Annotated in this window: 15 protein-coding genes; 5 read left to right on the top strand and 10 right to left on the bottom strand. The window is 72.7% G+C overall.

Features of this window, described 5'->3' with window-relative positions; translation table 11 throughout:
- Together L0965_RS05805 and L0965_RS05800 are read right to left on the bottom strand one after the other, a co-directional pair.
- The gene (locus tag L0965_RS05805; protein ID WP_101307190.1) at positions 1-477 is read right to left on the bottom strand and encodes a YbaK/EbsC family protein; all 477 of its coding nucleotides are present in this window, start codon (positions 475-477) and stop codon (positions 1-3) included.
- Between the two features lie 172 nt (positions 478-649).
- Positions 650-1,501, bottom strand: coding sequence for an endonuclease domain-containing protein (locus L0965_RS05800; RefSeq protein ID WP_232784014.1), 852 nt, complete (start codon positions 1,499-1,501; stop codon positions 650-652).
- Between the two features lie 348 nt (positions 1,502-1,849).
- On the opposite strand from L0965_RS05800, the gene L0965_RS05795 reads away from it, so the two are divergent.
- Together L0965_RS05795 and L0965_RS05790 are read left to right on the top strand one after the other, a co-directional pair.
- On the top strand, positions 1,850-2,932 hold the full coding sequence (locus tag L0965_RS05795; protein WP_101305954.1) for a Glu/Leu/Phe/Val dehydrogenase family protein: 1,083 nt from the start codon (positions 1,850-1,852) through the stop codon (positions 2,930-2,932).
- Positions 2,933-3,129: 197 nt separating this feature from the next.
- Complete coding sequence (locus L0965_RS05790) at positions 3,130-4,719, top strand: AMP-binding protein (protein WP_101307188.1); 1,590 nt, start codon at positions 3,130-3,132, stop codon at positions 4,717-4,719.
- A 38-nt stretch (positions 4,720-4,757) separates the two neighbouring features.
- Here the strand turns inward: L0965_RS05790 and L0965_RS05785 are convergent, their stop codons facing one another.
- The 4 genes from L0965_RS05785 to L0965_RS05770 form a co-directional block, all read right to left on the bottom strand.
- Positions 4,758-5,066, bottom strand: a complete 309-nt coding sequence (locus L0965_RS05785) for a DUF6510 family protein (RefSeq protein WP_232784013.1) — start codon at positions 5,064-5,066, stop codon at positions 4,758-4,760.
- Positions 5,063-5,788: an FAD-binding oxidoreductase gene (locus L0965_RS05780; RefSeq protein WP_101305953.1), complete on the bottom strand. Its 726-nt coding sequence runs from the start codon at positions 5,786-5,788 to the stop codon at positions 5,063-5,065. The genes L0965_RS05785 and L0965_RS05780 overlap by 4 nt, the downstream gene beginning before the upstream one ends.
- The gene (locus tag L0965_RS05775) at positions 5,785-6,378 is read right to left on the bottom strand and encodes a sulfite oxidase-like oxidoreductase (RefSeq protein WP_101305952.1); all 594 of its coding nucleotides are present in this window, start codon (positions 6,376-6,378) and stop codon (positions 5,785-5,787) included. The genes L0965_RS05780 and L0965_RS05775 overlap by 4 nt, the downstream gene beginning before the upstream one ends.
- A gap of 181 nt (positions 6,379-6,559) precedes the next feature.
- Positions 6,560-7,126: an NADPH-dependent FMN reductase gene (locus tag L0965_RS05770; RefSeq protein ID WP_060960027.1), complete on the bottom strand. Its 567-nt coding sequence runs from the start codon at positions 7,124-7,126 to the stop codon at positions 6,560-6,562.
- 167 nt (positions 7,127-7,293) lie between these two features.
- On the opposite strand from L0965_RS05770, the gene L0965_RS05765 reads away from it, so the two are divergent.
- From L0965_RS05765 to L0965_RS05755, 3 genes are all read left to right on the top strand, one after another.
- Positions 7,294-7,626, top strand: coding sequence for a hypothetical protein (locus tag L0965_RS05765; protein WP_101305951.1), 333 nt, complete (start codon positions 7,294-7,296; stop codon positions 7,624-7,626).
- Between the two features lie 84 nt (positions 7,627-7,710).
- Positions 7,711-7,992, top strand: a complete 282-nt coding sequence (locus L0965_RS05760; protein ID WP_060960029.1) for a helix-turn-helix domain-containing protein — start codon at positions 7,711-7,713, stop codon at positions 7,990-7,992.
- A gap of 40 nt (positions 7,993-8,032) precedes the next feature.
- Positions 8,033-8,578: an AAA family ATPase gene (locus L0965_RS05755; protein ID WP_101305950.1), complete on the top strand. Its 546-nt coding sequence runs from the start codon at positions 8,033-8,035 to the stop codon at positions 8,576-8,578.
- A gap of 302 nt (positions 8,579-8,880) precedes the next feature.
- On the opposite strand, the gene L0965_RS05750 is transcribed toward L0965_RS05755, so the two are convergent.
- The 4 genes from L0965_RS05750 to L0965_RS05735 are packed head-to-tail and all read right to left on the bottom strand — an operon-like array spanning position 8,881 to position 14,009.
- Positions 8,881-9,765: a siderophore-interacting protein gene (locus tag L0965_RS05750; RefSeq protein ID WP_101305949.1), complete on the bottom strand. Its 885-nt coding sequence runs from the start codon at positions 9,763-9,765 to the stop codon at positions 8,881-8,883.
- Complete coding sequence (locus tag L0965_RS05745; protein WP_101305948.1) at positions 9,762-11,582, bottom strand: ABC transporter ATP-binding protein; 1,821 nt, start codon at positions 11,580-11,582, stop codon at positions 9,762-9,764. The genes L0965_RS05750 and L0965_RS05745 overlap by 4 nt, the downstream gene beginning before the upstream one ends.
- Positions 11,575-13,224 (bottom strand): ABC transporter ATP-binding protein, encoded by a 1,650-nt coding sequence (locus L0965_RS05740; RefSeq protein ID WP_101305947.1) that lies wholly within the window; start codon positions 13,222-13,224, stop codon positions 11,575-11,577. The genes L0965_RS05745 and L0965_RS05740 overlap by 8 nt, the downstream gene beginning before the upstream one ends.
- Positions 13,221-14,009 (bottom strand): ABC transporter ATP-binding protein, encoded by a 789-nt coding sequence (locus L0965_RS05735; protein WP_061782102.1) that lies wholly within the window; start codon positions 14,007-14,009, stop codon positions 13,221-13,223. Before L0965_RS05735 ends, L0965_RS05740 begins: the two co-directional genes overlap by 4 nt.
- Positions 14,010-14,019 lie beyond the last annotated feature (10 nt).

Below are 14,019 nucleotides of genomic sequence, written 5' to 3'. Positions count from 1 at the left end.
TCAGTCGACGGCGCTGACCGTGCCTCCGGTGAGGCGGACGAGCTCGTCGAAGGTCAGGGGGAAGACGGTGTGGGGCGTTCCGCCCGCGGCCCAGATCTCGTCGAAGGCGGCGAGCGCCTCGTCGACGACGGTGGGCAGCGGCGCGGGGTGGCCGGTCGGAGCGACGCCGCCGATGGCCTGCCCCGTGGCCGCGCGCACCTGCTCCGGCGTCGCTCGCACGATGCTCCGGCGCCCGAGGCGCGCCGCGAGCGCCGCGGTGTCGACGCGGTGGGCGCCGCTGGTCATCACCAGGAGCGGCTCGCCGTCGGACCAGAACACCAGGCTGTTGGCGATGGCCCCGACCTCGATGCCGAGAGCGGCGGCGGCGAGCGCGGCGGTGGACGCGGCATCCGGGAGCGTGATGATCTCGCCCGAGACGCCGGCGGCGCGGAGGGCGTCGTGGACGATGCGGCTGCGCGGTGAGAGGTTCTCCGTCATGGCACGAGCGTAGCGGCGGCGGGCCGGCGGCCGCCGCCCGCTGCCGTCGGCCGGGCGTGACGAGCGTCGGAGTTCTGCGCGGCCGGTCGCGCGACGACGGGGGCGCGCCGCCGCTCGCCCGGCTTCTCCGACGATCGTCACCGCCGCGATCACCCGCGCACCGTCGCCCGCCTCATGCGTGCCGGCGCGCGGCGCGCGTCGAGCCGCGGAGCCCCCGCACTGCCGCCAGCACGCGGTCGCGGTGCCAGAAGATGTCCTCGGCGATCGGCCGGTAGGTGACGTACCCGAGGGCCGCGGCGGCCTGATCCCGGCGGCGGTCCTCCTTCTGCTGCGCCCAGCTCGCGTGGTGCGCCTCGCTGTCGCACTCGACGATCAGCCAGCCGTCGACGAGCAGATCGACCCGCCCGACGCCGGCGATCTGAACCTGGCATTCGACGCGGCATCCCATCTTGCGCAGCAGGATGCGCACGATGCTCTCGCTGCCCGCCTCCGCCGATCGGTCGAGAAACGCCCGGAGCGCGCGGTAGCGACGGGGCAGCATCCGGAAGATCTCGGCCAGGTCGTCCTCGTCGATGAGACGGCGATGAAGCGCCGAATCCAGCGAGGCGATCGTCTCCATCGGTCCCTGGCACCGCGCTGCCGCCGCCAGGGCCTCCACGAGAGGCGCATTCGCCGTGCGCCGCAGACCGTCGCCCGACCAGTGCACGCGCGCATCCGGGTGCACCGGCCGACGCCGTCCACGCCGCGGATGCACGCGGACGTGCAGCCCGCCGGTGGCGAGCACGAAGACCCCGCGGCGGGCGAGCTCGGACAGGCAGGTCAGCTGACCGCCGACCTCGGCGGCGGCACGCGTCTGCGCGTCGACCTCTCCGGGCAGGTACGCGTCCCTCCGGGCGCGGCAGAGCGACCCCGCGGCGACGGCCTGCTCGATCCGGCGCCACGTCCACCCCTCCGCGTACAGCTCGGCCCGCGACACCACGGGCCACGACACGGGACCCGCGCCCGGGTTCGCCTCTTCTCCCATCCGCCGATCGTGGCGGCTCGCCGTCGTGGGGTGGACCGCGGGCGGCGGAGCCCGTGGAGAGCCCGACTCAGGGCCGCTCTGGGGAGGAGCCCTCGACGTCGCGGGTCGGATCGTCCGCCCGTCCGCCCGTGACGAACGCCGGATTCTCGGACCGCGAGCCCGGCTGCCACGCCCTGGCGCGGCCCACCGCCGCGCGGATCCGACGTACGTCACGGCGCGGGCCGCGCCCTCCGGCGCGCGGCCGCGTCGGCCCGCGACGGCGCGGCTCGGGGCACAATAGGAGACGGATGCCGTAACGCCGCGGCATCCGCAGAGCACAGCCCACAAGGCCAGCCGAAAGAGGATGCGATGACGCACACCCTGCCCCTGCCCGACTTCTCCCACGAGCGCGTGGAGGTGACGACGGGCCCGCGCAGCGGTCTGGTCATCACCGTCGCGCTGCACTCCTCGGTCCTCGGTTCCGCCCTCGGCGGGGCCCGGATGTGGACCTACCCCCACTGGAGCGACGCCGTCGGCGACGCCCTCCGCCTCTCCGCCGCGATGACGCTCAAGAACGCGGCGGCGGGCTTGGATGCCGGGGGCGGGAAGTCCGTGATCTGCGTGCCGCCCGGCACGGTGCTCGATGCGGGTCGCCGCCGCGCCGCCTACCTCGACCTCGGCGACGCCGTCGAGCGCTTCGACGGCCGCTACCGCACCGCGGAGGATGTCGGTTCGACGACCGACGACATGCTGGTCGTCAGCGAACGCACCTCCCACGTCGTCGGATTGCCCGACGCGGTGGGCGGCTCCGGCGAGCCGGCCGGTCCGACGAGCCTGGGCGTCTACGAGTCGCTGCGCGCCACCCTCGAGCAGGTCGCGGGCTCCCCCGATGTCGCCGGACGCCGCATCACCGTCTCCGGGCTCGGACAGGTCGGCAGCCGTCTGGCCGTACGCCTGAGCGCCGAGGGCGCGCAGCTCACGGTGACCGACGTCAACCCCGCCAAGCGCGACCTGGCGACCGAGCTGGGCGCCCGCTGGGTCGAGCCCGGCACGGAGCACCTCATCGAGGCCGACGTCTTCGTCCCCGCCGGCATCGGCGGCCTTCTCGACGACGAGGTCATCGATCGGCTGTCGGCCCGCGCCGTCTGCGGCCCGGCGAACAACCCCCTCGCGGATCGTTCCGGGGCGGATCGACTGGCCGCTCGCGGCATCCTCTACGCCCCCGACTTCGTCGTCAACGCGGGCGGCGTCGTCTATCTCGACCTGGAGGCCAAGCGGCTCGGCTCCCGCGCCGAGATCATGGACCGGGTGAGCGCCATCGGCGACACGGTGCGGGCGATCTTCGCGGATGCCGCGGCGCGCGGCATCACGCCGCTGGATGCCGCGGAGGAGCGGGCCGCGGAGCGTCTCGCCGCCGGCCGCAGCGCCCAGCACGCGGACGTCTTCGCCTGACGGCCGCCGTCCGGGCGCCGCTCCGCACGAGGGGCACCCGGGCACCCCTGCCACCCGGGCACCCCTGCTACGCGGGCACCCCTGGCACGCGGTCTCTTCCTCCGAGAGACCGCGTGTCGGATCCGCCCGCTCCAGTGGCATGATGGACGCACCCGGCAGCGTCGCCGGGGATCGCCGTGCCGTCGAAGGAGACCGCCGTGTTCACCAGCCCCTTCCCCGATGTCGAGATCCCGGACGTCAGCATCTACGACGACCTGTTCGCCGGGCTCACCGACGAGGATGCCGCGCGCATCGCGCTGATCGATCCCGCCGGCGGGGCCGAGACGACGTACGGCGCCCTCAAGGCGCAGGTGGACGCCTTCGCCGGCGCTCTGGCGGCGCGCGGCGTGGACGCCTCCACGGTCGTGGGGCTGCTCTGCCCGAACGTCCCGGCGTTCGCGACGGTCTTCCACGGCGCTCTCCGCGCCGGCGCGACCGTGACGACGATCAACTCGCTGTACACGGCCGGCGAGATCGAGAAACAGCTGCGCGACGCGGGCGCGACGTGGCTGTTCACGGTCTCCCCGCTGCTGCCCGCGGCGCAGCAGGCCGCGGAGGCCACCGGCATCCCCGTCGAGCGCGTCGTGGTGCTGGACGGCGCCGAGGGCCACCCCGACCTTCGCCAGCTGCTGGGCGAGGGACGTCCGGCGCCGCAGATCGAGATCGACCCGGCGACGCACGTCGCGGTCCTCCCCTACTCGTCGGGAACCACCGGCATCCCCAAAGGGGTGATGCTCAGCCACCGCAACCTCGTCGCGAACGTCGCGCAATGCCGCATCAACATCGATCTGAAGAACACCGACCGCGTGCTCGCGGTGCTGCCGTTCTTCCACATCTACGGCATGACGGTGCTGTTGAACCTCGCGCTGAAGCAGCGCGCGACGCTGGTCACCATGCCGCGGTTCGACCTCGTGCAGTTCCTCACCAACATCCAGACCTACGGTTGCACCTACCTCTACATCGCCCCGCCAATCGCGGTCGCGCTGGCCAAGCACCCGATCGTCGACGAGTTCGACATCTCGACGGTGCACACGGTGTTCTCCGGCGCGGCTCCGCTCGACGGCGAGACGGCCGAGATCGCGGGGCGCCGCCTCCACGCGCGCATGATGCAGGGCTACGGCATGAGCGAGCTGAGCCCGGTCTCGCACGCGATGCCGTACACGCGCGACGACATCCCGGTGAGCTCGGTGGGCACGATCCTGCCCAACATCGTGTGCAAGCTGGTCGACACCGAGACCGGCGAGGAGATCACGGCGATCGAGGAGGACGGGCGCACGCGTCCGGGCGAGCTGTGGGTGAAGGGGCCCAACGTGATGCTCGGCTACCTCAACCAGCCCCAGGCCACGGCGGAGACGCTCGACGCCGAGGGCTTCCTGCACACGGGCGATGTCGCGGTCTACCACGAGGGCGGCTACTTCTCGATCGTCGACCGGGTGAAGGAGCTGATCAAGTACAAGGGCTATCAGATCGCCCCCGCCGAGCTGGAGGCGCTGCTGCTGGGGCACCCGAAGATCATGGATGCCGCGGTCATCGGAGTGCTCGACGACGACAAGCAGGAGATCCCGAAGGCGTTCATCGTCTCGGCGCCCGACTCCGGACTGACGGCGGAGGAGGTCATGGCCTTCGTCGCGGAGAACGTCGCACCGCACAAGAAGGTCCGCCGCGTGGAGTTCGTGGAGGCGATCCCGAAGTCGACGTCGGGCAAGATCCTGCGCAAAGATCTGCGCTCGCGCGAGCGGGCGGCCTGAGCCGCACCGGATGCCGCGCCGCGCCCGTGACGGCGCGGCTACGCCGACGGTGCCGTCCGGATCGCGGCGAGCGCCGCGAGGCGGATCTCGACGGTGCCGCCGGCCGTCGAGACCGACATCAGGGTGTGCGTGCAGCCGCGACAGCGCACGATCGCGACCTGCGCGTCGCGCTCCACCCGGGCCTGCGCCAACGGACGCGCGTCTGCGCAGTGTCCGCACTCGAGGGTGAGCACCGTGGCGTCGTCGGCGAAGACGGCCGAGAGCACGCCCGCGAGCGCGTTGCCGTCGACCATCGTGGCGGTCCGGTGGGCGTCCGTCGACGTGTCGTCGTGGTCGTGCGTGGTCATGCTGCGCCTCCGAATCGCTCGGTCCGCACGCGTTGCGGAGCGTGCCCGATCTGCACGAGGGCGTCTGCGACCGTCTCGACGAAGGCGGTCGGGCCGCAGACGTAGACCAGCGGACGCTGCTCCGGCGGCACGCACCGTTGCGCGAGCTCGTCGAGGCGGACCCTTCCGGCGGGCCGGGGCCAGCCGTCGGGCGTCGCGCGGGTGTAGACCCAGTCGATCGCGAGGAGAGGGCCGCTCAACCGCAGGAGATCGTCGGCGTACATCGCGTCGGCCGGGCTCCTCGTCGAGTAGAGCAGTCGGAACGGCGCCTCGTTCGCGGATGCCGCGTGCGCGCGCACCATCGCCAGCAGGGGGACGATGCCGGATCCTCCCGCGATGAGCTGCACGGGTGCGGGCTCGTCGCCGCGCCAGACGAAGTAGGCGCCGAGCGGCCCCTTGACCTCCAGGAAATCGCCGGGGCGGATGTCGCGGACCAGGTACGGCGAGACCTCGCCGTCGACGATCTCGTCGACCGCCAGCTCCACCGTGGTGCCGGTCCCGACGCTCGCCACGGAGTAGGAGCGCTCCGCCTGGTACCCGTCCTCGGCGGTCAGCCGCACGTCCAGGTGCTGGCCGGCGAGGTTCCCGGGCCACCCGGGCACGTCGAGCAGGAGCGAACGCGAATGCGCGGTGAGCGGGGCGACCGCGGCGACGTGTGCGGCGAGCCAGCCGGAGGCGCTCACCAGTACCGTTCCTCCCGCCAGGGGTCGCCGTGGAGGTTGTAGCCGTTCTGCTCCCAGAATCCGGGATCGTCGTGCTCCTGGAGGACGAGTCCGCGCACCCATTTCGCGCTCTTCCAGAAGTAGAGGTGCGGCACGAGCAGCCGGGCAGGCCCGCCGTGCTCGGGGGCGAGCTGCTCGCCCTCGAACTCGACGGCGACCCACGCCTTTCCTCCGCGCAGCTCGTCGAGCGGCACGTTCGTGGTGTAGCCGCCGTAGGAGTGGGCCATTGCCGAGGGCGCTGTCGTCTCGATGCCGGCGAGGAGGGTGTCGAGCGAGACGCCGCGCCAGTGTGTGCCGAGCTTGGACCAGCGGGTGACGCAGTGGATGTCGGTGCGGATGTCCTCCACCGGCAGCGCCATCAGCTCCTGCCACGACCACGACGTCCGCTCCCCGGACTCGGTCACGATGCTGAACTCCCACTCCTGGGTGCTCACCCGCGGCGTCGGGCCCGCCGAGAGCACGGGGAAATCGTCGGTCAGGTACTGCCCGGGTGGAAGCTGCGGCTCCGATGCGCGACGGCGTGCCCCGAAGCCTCTGCTGAACTCTGCCATGGTGACCTCCCGGGGGCAATCTACTCCGGCGGCGGCGCCCACGGCATCGACATCTGTCGTCGATCCGCCGCTGCGCGGCCGCGGGCGGGACGGCGCGTGTCGACGGCGCGAGACGGCGAACGGCGCCCGCCGGGTGGGCGGGCGCCGTTCGTCACGACGCGCGGTGGGCGCGACCGTCAGATCACTCGACGGGGCTGAGCGACTTCGCGATGTGCGTGTGCACGGCCTTCAGCCACGACACGAGGAACTCGGCGGTCGACTCGTCGGTGACCTCGCCCTCGTCGGTGATCAGGCCGTCGCGCAGGTGGATGTACGCCTCGGGCTGGGACAGCTCGGGCGAGGCGAGGAACGAGAGGATCGAGCGCAGGTGCTGCTGCGCGACGGCGGTGCCGATCGCCCCGATCGAGGCGCCGATGACGGCGGACGGCTTGCCGGCGAAGCTGTTCTGGCCCCACGGGCGGCTGGCCGTGTCGAGCGCGTTCTTCAGGACACCGGGCACCGAGCGGTTGTACTCGGGCGTCACGATGATGACGGCGTCCGAACCCTCGATCGACGTCTTGAACTCCGCGGCCGCGGCGGGGATGGCCGCGTCGTTGTCCGCCGAGTAGAACGGCAGGCCCGCGATGGGAAGCTCCGTGAGCGACAGGCCGGCCTGGGGGGCGAGGCGCACGAGCGCGTTCGCGAGGCGGCGGTTGATCGAGGTCGACGAGATGCTGCCGATGATGATGCCGACGTTGTAGGTGGTCATGGCGAGAGTGCCCTTCCGGATTGAATTCAACTGAATGAATCCTATCGACTCTTGCCGCATGCGGACGCCACGGCGGTGCCGTCGGGACGAGCGCGACCCCGCATGTCGGAGGCATGTCGTTCAATGGACCCGACGGCCTGTGCCCTGCCGGAACCGAAAGGGGCGCCATGACGACCGAGCGACCGGAGCCGACCGCGGAGGCCTGCCCGCCGTGGTGCGTGGAAGACCACGCCCTCCACGACCTGCCCGACGACCGTCGACACCAGTCGGAGCCGCGGTGGATGCCGGTGACGAGCCTCCGGCGCCGCTTCCTCCCCGGAGGTGAGCTGCGACGGGATGCGATCTCCGAGGAGGCCTGCGTCCTCGCGGTGCGCTACCTGGCAGACCGCGAGACCTGGGTCGCGATCGCCACCGAGACGCGCCAGATCGAGCTCACCCCGGAGAGCGCTGCACGGCTTCACGCGGAGCTCGGCGCCCTCTTGGCGCGACTGGCGCCCTGACGACGGAAGGCGCCCTAGGGTATCCCAGAATTTCACCGATTTAAATTGGTTCACACCAACTCTTATCCCTTCCACGCTTGAGGAATGAGTTCCGGCCTCGCCTCGTCCCCCGAGTGGGCGACGTTCGCGCGAGACCTGGGAATGCAGTTGCGTCGCCTCCGCGCCCTCCGTGGACTGACGCAGGATCAGATGGCCGAACGCGCCGAGATCTCCCTCTACGCCTACCAGCAGTACGAGCGCGGGAGCACGACGAAGGGCGGGCCTGCGACGAATCCTCGACTGGCGACGATCGTGGCTCTCTGCCATGCGCTCGAGGTCGACATGCAGGAACTGCTCCCGCCGCTGCCCGCGCAGCCCACTCGCTAGCGCCCGCCCCGGGGCTGCGGCGACGCGGTACTCTGCCCCCGTGCGAATCGTCGTCTCCGGGACCCATGCCAGCGGCAAGAGCACGGTGATCTCGGATTTCGCGCGGCGGCATCCGGAGTTCGCGGTCCTCCCCGATCCGTTCGAGCTGATCGACGAGATGAGCGACACGCCCTCGGCCGCCTCCTTCGCCGCACAGCTGCGTGTCGCGGCCGACCGGCTGACGGACCGGCCGCACCGGGGACCGCTCATCGCCGAGCGCGGACCGCTCGACTTCCTCGCCTACCTGCTGGCCCTCGCCGAGATCGGTGAGGCGCGGATCGACCGCGGGACGCTCGAGAGGGCGACGCAGCTCACCTCGGAGGCGCTCGAGACCGTCGACCTGGTCGCCGTGATCCCGCTGGCCGCGAGCGCTCCGATCCACGTCGGGCCCGACGAGCACCTCGAGCTGCGCCAGGTCACGGACGACATCCTGATGGAGCTCATCGACGATCCCGACCTCGTGGGCGACCGCCTTCGCATCACCGAGCTGTCCGGCACGCCCGCCGCGCGCCTCGCGGCCCTGGAGTCCGCCGCCGCCATCCGCTGAGCGGCGGGACAGCGCCGCCCAGGGAAGATGAGGCCTGGGTGGTGGGTCCGCGAGCGGCGCCCACCCCGAGTGCGACGCACGGGGCTGTGCCCGGCGACGGTTCGGGCGACGCATCCCCCAGGATTCGTCGGCACCCAGGCTGCGGCAGGCAGGCTCAACCACCGCCGCAGTCTTCGAGCAAAACAGACCGACGGTCGGGATGCGAGGCGCACAGCCGATTCGGGGCCGGATTTACGCGCTTCCACCTAGTGCGGCGCCCGGCCGCGCGGCGGCGACGTGTCACGGCGAGCGCCGCCCGCGCCTCACAGACCGAGGGCGTCCAGCCGCGCCTCGACGCTTACTTGGGCGTCTTCGACGTCGGAGACCTCGTCCCAGATCGCCTCGAGCTCGCGCTGCACCCCCTCCGGCAGCGCCGCGTACTTCGCCTCCCAATCGGCGATCGGCGTCCAGTAGCCGACGACCTTGAACCGCGTGGCGGGCAGGCCGAGCTCGCGGCGCAGGAACTTCCGCACGTCGCGCAGGGCGACCGTCTCCCCCGCGACCCAGATGTAGCCGTCCTCCAGCGACCGCCCGGAGCCGATGATGCTGCGCACGATGGCGCCGAGCCGGCTCGGACCCCGACCGTTGCCGCCGACGATCCACGTGATCTCGACGTGGTCGGCGGCATCCATCTCGATGCGATCCGCGTCGTCGGGAACCTCGATCACCACGCGGGTGCGCACGTGCGCCGGGATGCCGGGGATCAGGCGCGCCACGGCGGGCAGCCCTGTGAGATCGCCGGCGAGGAGCTGCCAGGAGGTGTCGTCCGGAGGCGCGTACAGGCCGGTCGGGCTGTTGAGCCCCAGCACGTGACCGGGACGTGCCCGGGCCGCCCACGGCCCCGCGACGCCGTCGCGATGCACCACGAAGTCGATGTCGACCTCGGCCTCGTCGGGGCGGACGGCACGGATCGTGTAGGTGCGCATCGGCGCCTCGGGCTCCCCCTCGGGCGTCGACCACCCGTCGCCGTCGACGACGGGCAGCGACACGTCGGTGGGGTCCTCCCCGTGCGGGAAGAACAGCCGGACGTACTCGTCGCCGACGCCCGTGCTCACGAAGTCGGCGATGCCGTCGCCGCCCAGCGTGACGCGCACCATGTGGGGTGACAGCGGGTGGACACGGCGAACGGTGCCGCGGTGGATCTTCATCGGATCTCGGTCCTTTCGGGGTCGGCGTCGCGCCCGGCCTGGGCGCGCCACAGTCGGCGGTACGGCCCGTCCACCGCGTTCAGCTCGTCGTGGGTGCCGCACTGCTGCACCTCGCCCGACGCGAAGACGACGATCCGATCGGCGGTGGCCGCCTGGTGCAGGCGGTGGGCGATGAGGATGACGGTGCGATCGACGCGCAGCCGCTCGATCGCCGCCTCGACGGCGGGCCGGTGCTGCAGCCCGACATCGGCCGTCGCCTCGTCGAGGATCACGACGGCCGGGTCGGCGAGCAGAGCCCGCGCGATGGCGAGCTGCTGGATGCGCCCCTCGTCCAGGCGGGGACCACCGCCCGCGCGGTCGTCGTCGACCCCGTCGCCGGGCACCAGCGCCCACACGGCGCCGACGGCCCGCAGCGCGGCATCCATCTCGTGCCGGGTCGCCTCCGGCGCGGCCCACCGCAGGTTGTCGGCGATGCCCCCACGGAAGTGATGCAGCTCCTGCGAGATGTAGTACGGCTGCACCGTCGGATCGTCCAGGCGCACGCGCCCCGCCGACGGCGGGTAGTGCCCGGCGATGAGCCGCGCGAGCGTGCTCTTGCCCGAGCCCGACGCCCCCACCAGCGCGGTCGTGGTGCCCGGCTCCACGCGGAGGGTCACGTCACGCAGACCGCGCCGTGTCGTCGCGTACTGGAACGAGACCGCCTCCACGCTCACCCCGACGCGCGCCCGCGGAGCCCGCGCGGGTCGCGACGTCGAGACGGTGGATGCCGCCTCGCGGGTCTCCCGGGCCTCGCGGGTCTCGCGGGTCTCCCGGGCGAGCTCGATCACGCCGACGAGCCGGGCGAGTCCGACCGTGGCCCGCTGGATCTCATCGAGTCCGAGGATGAGCTGGCCGATCGGGTCGAACAGGCGATGGAACACGAGCGCGGCGGTCGTCACCGTGCCCACGGTGAGGGCTCCGTCCGCGTGGAGAGCGAACCCCGTCGCGAGGATGCACACGAGACCGATCGCCTCTCCCCCGTTGATCCATCGGAACAGCCGGTTGCGCAGCCGCACGCCGTCGATCTGCGCCGCGATCGACGACTCAGCACGCTCCTGCACGAGAGCGAGGGCCTCGTCCTGCTCGTTGAGGGCGGCGAGCGTCTCGCCGCCCTCCACCGCTTCCAGCACCGCCTGGCTGCGGGCGGCTTCCCGCGCACGCACCTCGCGGAAGACCACTCGCGAGCGCCGCAGGAACCGGCGGGTGCCGACGACGTAACACGGCACGCAGGCCAGCCCCGCCAGCGCGAGCCACGGATCGAGCGCGGCGAGGGCGACGAGCGAGACGGCGATCGCGAACACGGCGGACAGCAGGGTCGGCACGACGTTGCCGCCGGCCTCGGCGACCGCGTCGACATCCCCTGTCACGCGCGAGATCAGATCGGCGCTCTCGCCGTCGTCGATGATCGCCACGGGCAGGCGCATCGCCGACGCGAACACGTCTTCGCGCAGCCGCGCGAGCACGTCCTGCACGAGCGCGGCCAGCAGCCGCATGCCCCAGAGCGAACAGCCGACGGCCGCGAGCGCGCCGACGCCCGCTGCGAGCACCCAGGCCGCGACGGCCGCGGGACCGGCACCGGAGATCACGGCATCCACGATCCGTCCGAGGCAGGCCGGTGTCACGAGGCCCAGCCCCGCGGCGACGATCAGCAGCGCGACGACCCCGACCAGGCGGCCGCGATGGTGCCGCAGCAGCGCGCGCAGCACGGCGCGCACCGACCTCGCCGCGGCGATCGGAAGGAGGGCGGGCGTCGATGCGGCGAGCACGGGCCTAGGCATCCGCGTCGATCCGCGCGTCGTCGGGCAGGTCGACCACGCGGTCGCAGGCGGCCAGCAGCAGCGGAGAGGTCGTGATGACCACCGTCGTCCCTTCACGCTGGGCCAGCGACCGGGCGATGTGCGACTCGGTCACGGCGTCGACGGCGGATGTCGGCTCGTCCAGCACCAGCACTCTCGGCGCGGCGTGCAGCGCGCGGGCGAGTCCGACGCGCTGACGCTGTCCGCCCGACAGGCGCCGACCGGACTCGCCCACCGGCGCCTCCCAGCCCCCGAGCTGGTGGATGACGTCGTCGAGCGCCGCGATGCGCAGGAGCTCCGGTCGGGGGTGCGCACCCGAGCGTCCGCACACCGCGTCGCGCAGCGAGCCGGTGGCGATCGCGTGGCGGTGCGGCATCGACAGCACGTGGCGCCGGTACGCGACGGGGTCGAGGTCGCGCAGGTCGCGGCGGTCGGGGCCGATGCGCACCGACACGGCGCCGCGAGCGACGCGCGTGCGCAGGCCGAGCACCCGCGAAAGCCGGCGCGCCGCCTCTCTGGAGGACGGCCGGATGCCGAGCAGCTCTCCCTCGTGGACCTCGATGCGTTCGGCGTCTCGGGCGCCCGTGCGGACGGCGAGCACCGCGCCTGCGGAGCTTCCTCCCTCCCCCCGGTGCCGGGCCTCCGCGTCGTCGGGCGCGTCGATCAGGTCGGCGGCGTCGATGAGATCGGCGAGTCGTCGTGCGGACGCCACCTTGTAGATCCAGTTGGAGGGGAACGATCCCACGTGGGCGAGCGACCCGCTGACGAACTGCGCGAGTCCGAGCACCGTGACGAGCTCGCCGATGCTGATCCGCCCGTCGGCGGCCAGCCAGGCCGACATGCCGGCGAGCGCGGTGGCCACGACGGCGGCCAGCGCCGCGCTGACGGCGTCGTAGTCGGCGAGCGCGCGGGCCGCCGACGTCGCCGCCCGGCGCGACAGGTCGCTCGCCGCGACATAGCGGCGCACCGCCTCCTGGCGGGCGCCCATGCCGACCAGGACCCGGAAACCGCTCATGACGTCGGCGGCCACGGCGCCGGCCTCCGTGGCCGCGCTCTGCTCCGCATGGCCGCGCCGCTCGAGGGGACGGGAGACGGCCTGCATCACCGCCATCATCGCGATCGTCGCGGCGAACACGACGAGCGCGGCGATCGGCGAGATCACGAGCATGGCGATCGCCGCGCCCGCGATCGCCGCGACCGTCGCCGACTGCTGCGCCACCGACCAGGCGACGCCGGCGACCCGGTAGGTGTCCGACGTGACGAAGGTCAGCGCCTCCCCCGGGCTCAGCATCCGTGACGACAGACGCGGCCGCAGCATCCGCGAGAGGGCGAGGTGACGCAGGTGCTGCTCCCCGTGGCCGTACACCGACACCATCAGGCGGGATGCCGACTGGTAGCTGCTGGTGAGGACCGCGAACACCGCGACGAGCACGCCGAGCCACAGGGCCAGGGCGGCCGGGTCGGCGGGAAGGACGGCGCGGTCGATCGTCGCACCGATGATCACGGGGATCGCCGCCTCGGCGAGCGCGTGCACCATGAGCAGCGCCGTCGCCGCGGCCAGCGCGAGACCGCGGCCCTGTGCGGTGAGCGCGATGCGGAACAGGCGCCCTGCCGTGCTCGTCATGGCGTTCGCCGTCCGAGGGGCAGCACCAGCGGCGTCCCCGCGACGGGGTCGGTGATCACCCTGCACGGCAGGTCGTACACCGCCTCGACGAGCTCGGCCGTGATGATCTCGCGCGGGTCTCCCTGCGCGACGACCGCGCCGTCGCGCATCGCGACGAGATGGGTCGCGTACCGCGCCGCATGGTTGAGGTCGTGGAGGACGGCGACGAGCGTCGTCCCCGCGCGGTGCAGGTCGGCGAACAGCTCGAGGAGGTCGATCTGATGGGCGATGTCGAGGAACGTCGTCGGCTCGTCCAGCAGCAGATGGCCGGTCTGCTGGGCGAGGGCCATGGCCACCCAGACGCGCTGGCGCTGACCGCCGGAGAGCTCGTCGACGAGGCGGCTCGACAGCGCGGTCGTCGCGGTGGCGGCCAGCGCCTCCGTCACGGCGCGCTCGTCGGCGCGACTCCAGGTGCGCAGCGCGCTCTGGTGCGGGAAGCGGCCACGCCCGACGAGCTCGGCGACCGTGATGCCGTCGGGGGCGATGGACGACTGCGGCAGCAGCCCGAGCCGACGGGCCAGCTCCTTCGCGGAGAAACTGCGCAGCTCCGCACCGTCGAGCAGCACGGCGCCGGTGGTGGGGCGCAGCAGACGCGCGAACCCGCGCAGCAGCGTCGACTTGCCGCAGGCGTTGGGCCCGATGATGATCGTGAACGACTGGTCGGGCACCTCCAGCGACAGGTCGGAGACGATCGGGGCGTCGCCGTAGCCGAGGGTGATGTCACGGGCGAGCAGGGAGACGGTCATGGGGTTCCTC

The sequence above is a fragment of the Microbacterium sp. NFH-22A-Y genome (assembly GCF_021401375.1).
In the GTDB taxonomy this organism is placed as follows: domain Bacteria; phylum Actinomycetota; class Actinomycetes; order Actinomycetales; family Microbacteriaceae; genus Microbacterium; species Microbacterium hominis.
The sequence above is the reverse complement of the archived record's forward strand: the minus strand, read 5'-3'. Positions and strand labels throughout refer to the sequence as shown.

What these genes read in the sequence shown, in the direction of transcription:
- L0965_RS05770 (WP_060960027.1), bottom strand. Translation starts at nt 7,126, where the DNA reads ATGACCACCTACAACGTCGGCATCATCATCGGCAGCATCTCGTCGACC.
- L0965_RS05735 (WP_061782102.1), bottom strand. Translation starts at nt 14,009, where the DNA reads ATGACCGTCTCCCTGCTCGCCCGTGACATCACCCTCGGCTACGGCGAC.
- L0965_RS05750 (WP_101305949.1), bottom strand. Translation starts at nt 9,765, where the DNA reads ATGAAGATCCACCGCGGCACCGTTCGCCGTGTCCACCCGCTGTCACCC.
- L0965_RS05765 (WP_101305951.1), top strand. Translation starts at nt 7,294, where the DNA reads ATGACGACCGAGCGACCGGAGCCGACCGCGGAGGCCTGCCCGCCGTGG.
- L0965_RS05740 (WP_101305947.1), bottom strand. Translation starts at nt 13,224, where the DNA reads ATGACGAGCACGGCAGGGCGCCTGTTCCGCATCGCGCTCACCGCACAG.
- L0965_RS05795 (WP_101305954.1), top strand. Translation starts at nt 1,850, where the DNA reads ATGACGCACACCCTGCCCCTGCCCGACTTCTCCCACGAGCGCGTGGAG.
- L0965_RS05805 (WP_101307190.1), bottom strand. Translation starts at nt 477, where the DNA reads ATGACGGAGAACCTCTCACCGCGCAGCCGCATCGTCCACGACGCCCTC.
- L0965_RS05775 (WP_101305952.1), bottom strand. Translation starts at nt 6,378, where the DNA reads ATGGCAGAGTTCAGCAGAGGCTTCGGGGCACGCCGTCGCGCATCGGAG.
- L0965_RS05800 (WP_232784014.1), bottom strand. Translation starts at nt 1,501, where the DNA reads ATGGGAGAAGAGGCGAACCCGGGCGCGGGTCCCGTGTCGTGGCCCGTG.
- L0965_RS05785 (WP_232784013.1), bottom strand. Translation starts at nt 5,066, where the DNA reads ATGACCACGCACGACCACGACGACACGTCGACGGACGCCCACCGGACC.
- L0965_RS05760 (WP_060960029.1), top strand. Translation starts at nt 7,711, where the DNA reads ATGAGTTCCGGCCTCGCCTCGTCCCCCGAGTGGGCGACGTTCGCGCGA.
- L0965_RS05745 (WP_101305948.1), bottom strand. Translation starts at nt 11,582, where the DNA reads ATGCCTAGGCCCGTGCTCGCCGCATCGACGCCCGCCCTCCTTCCGATC.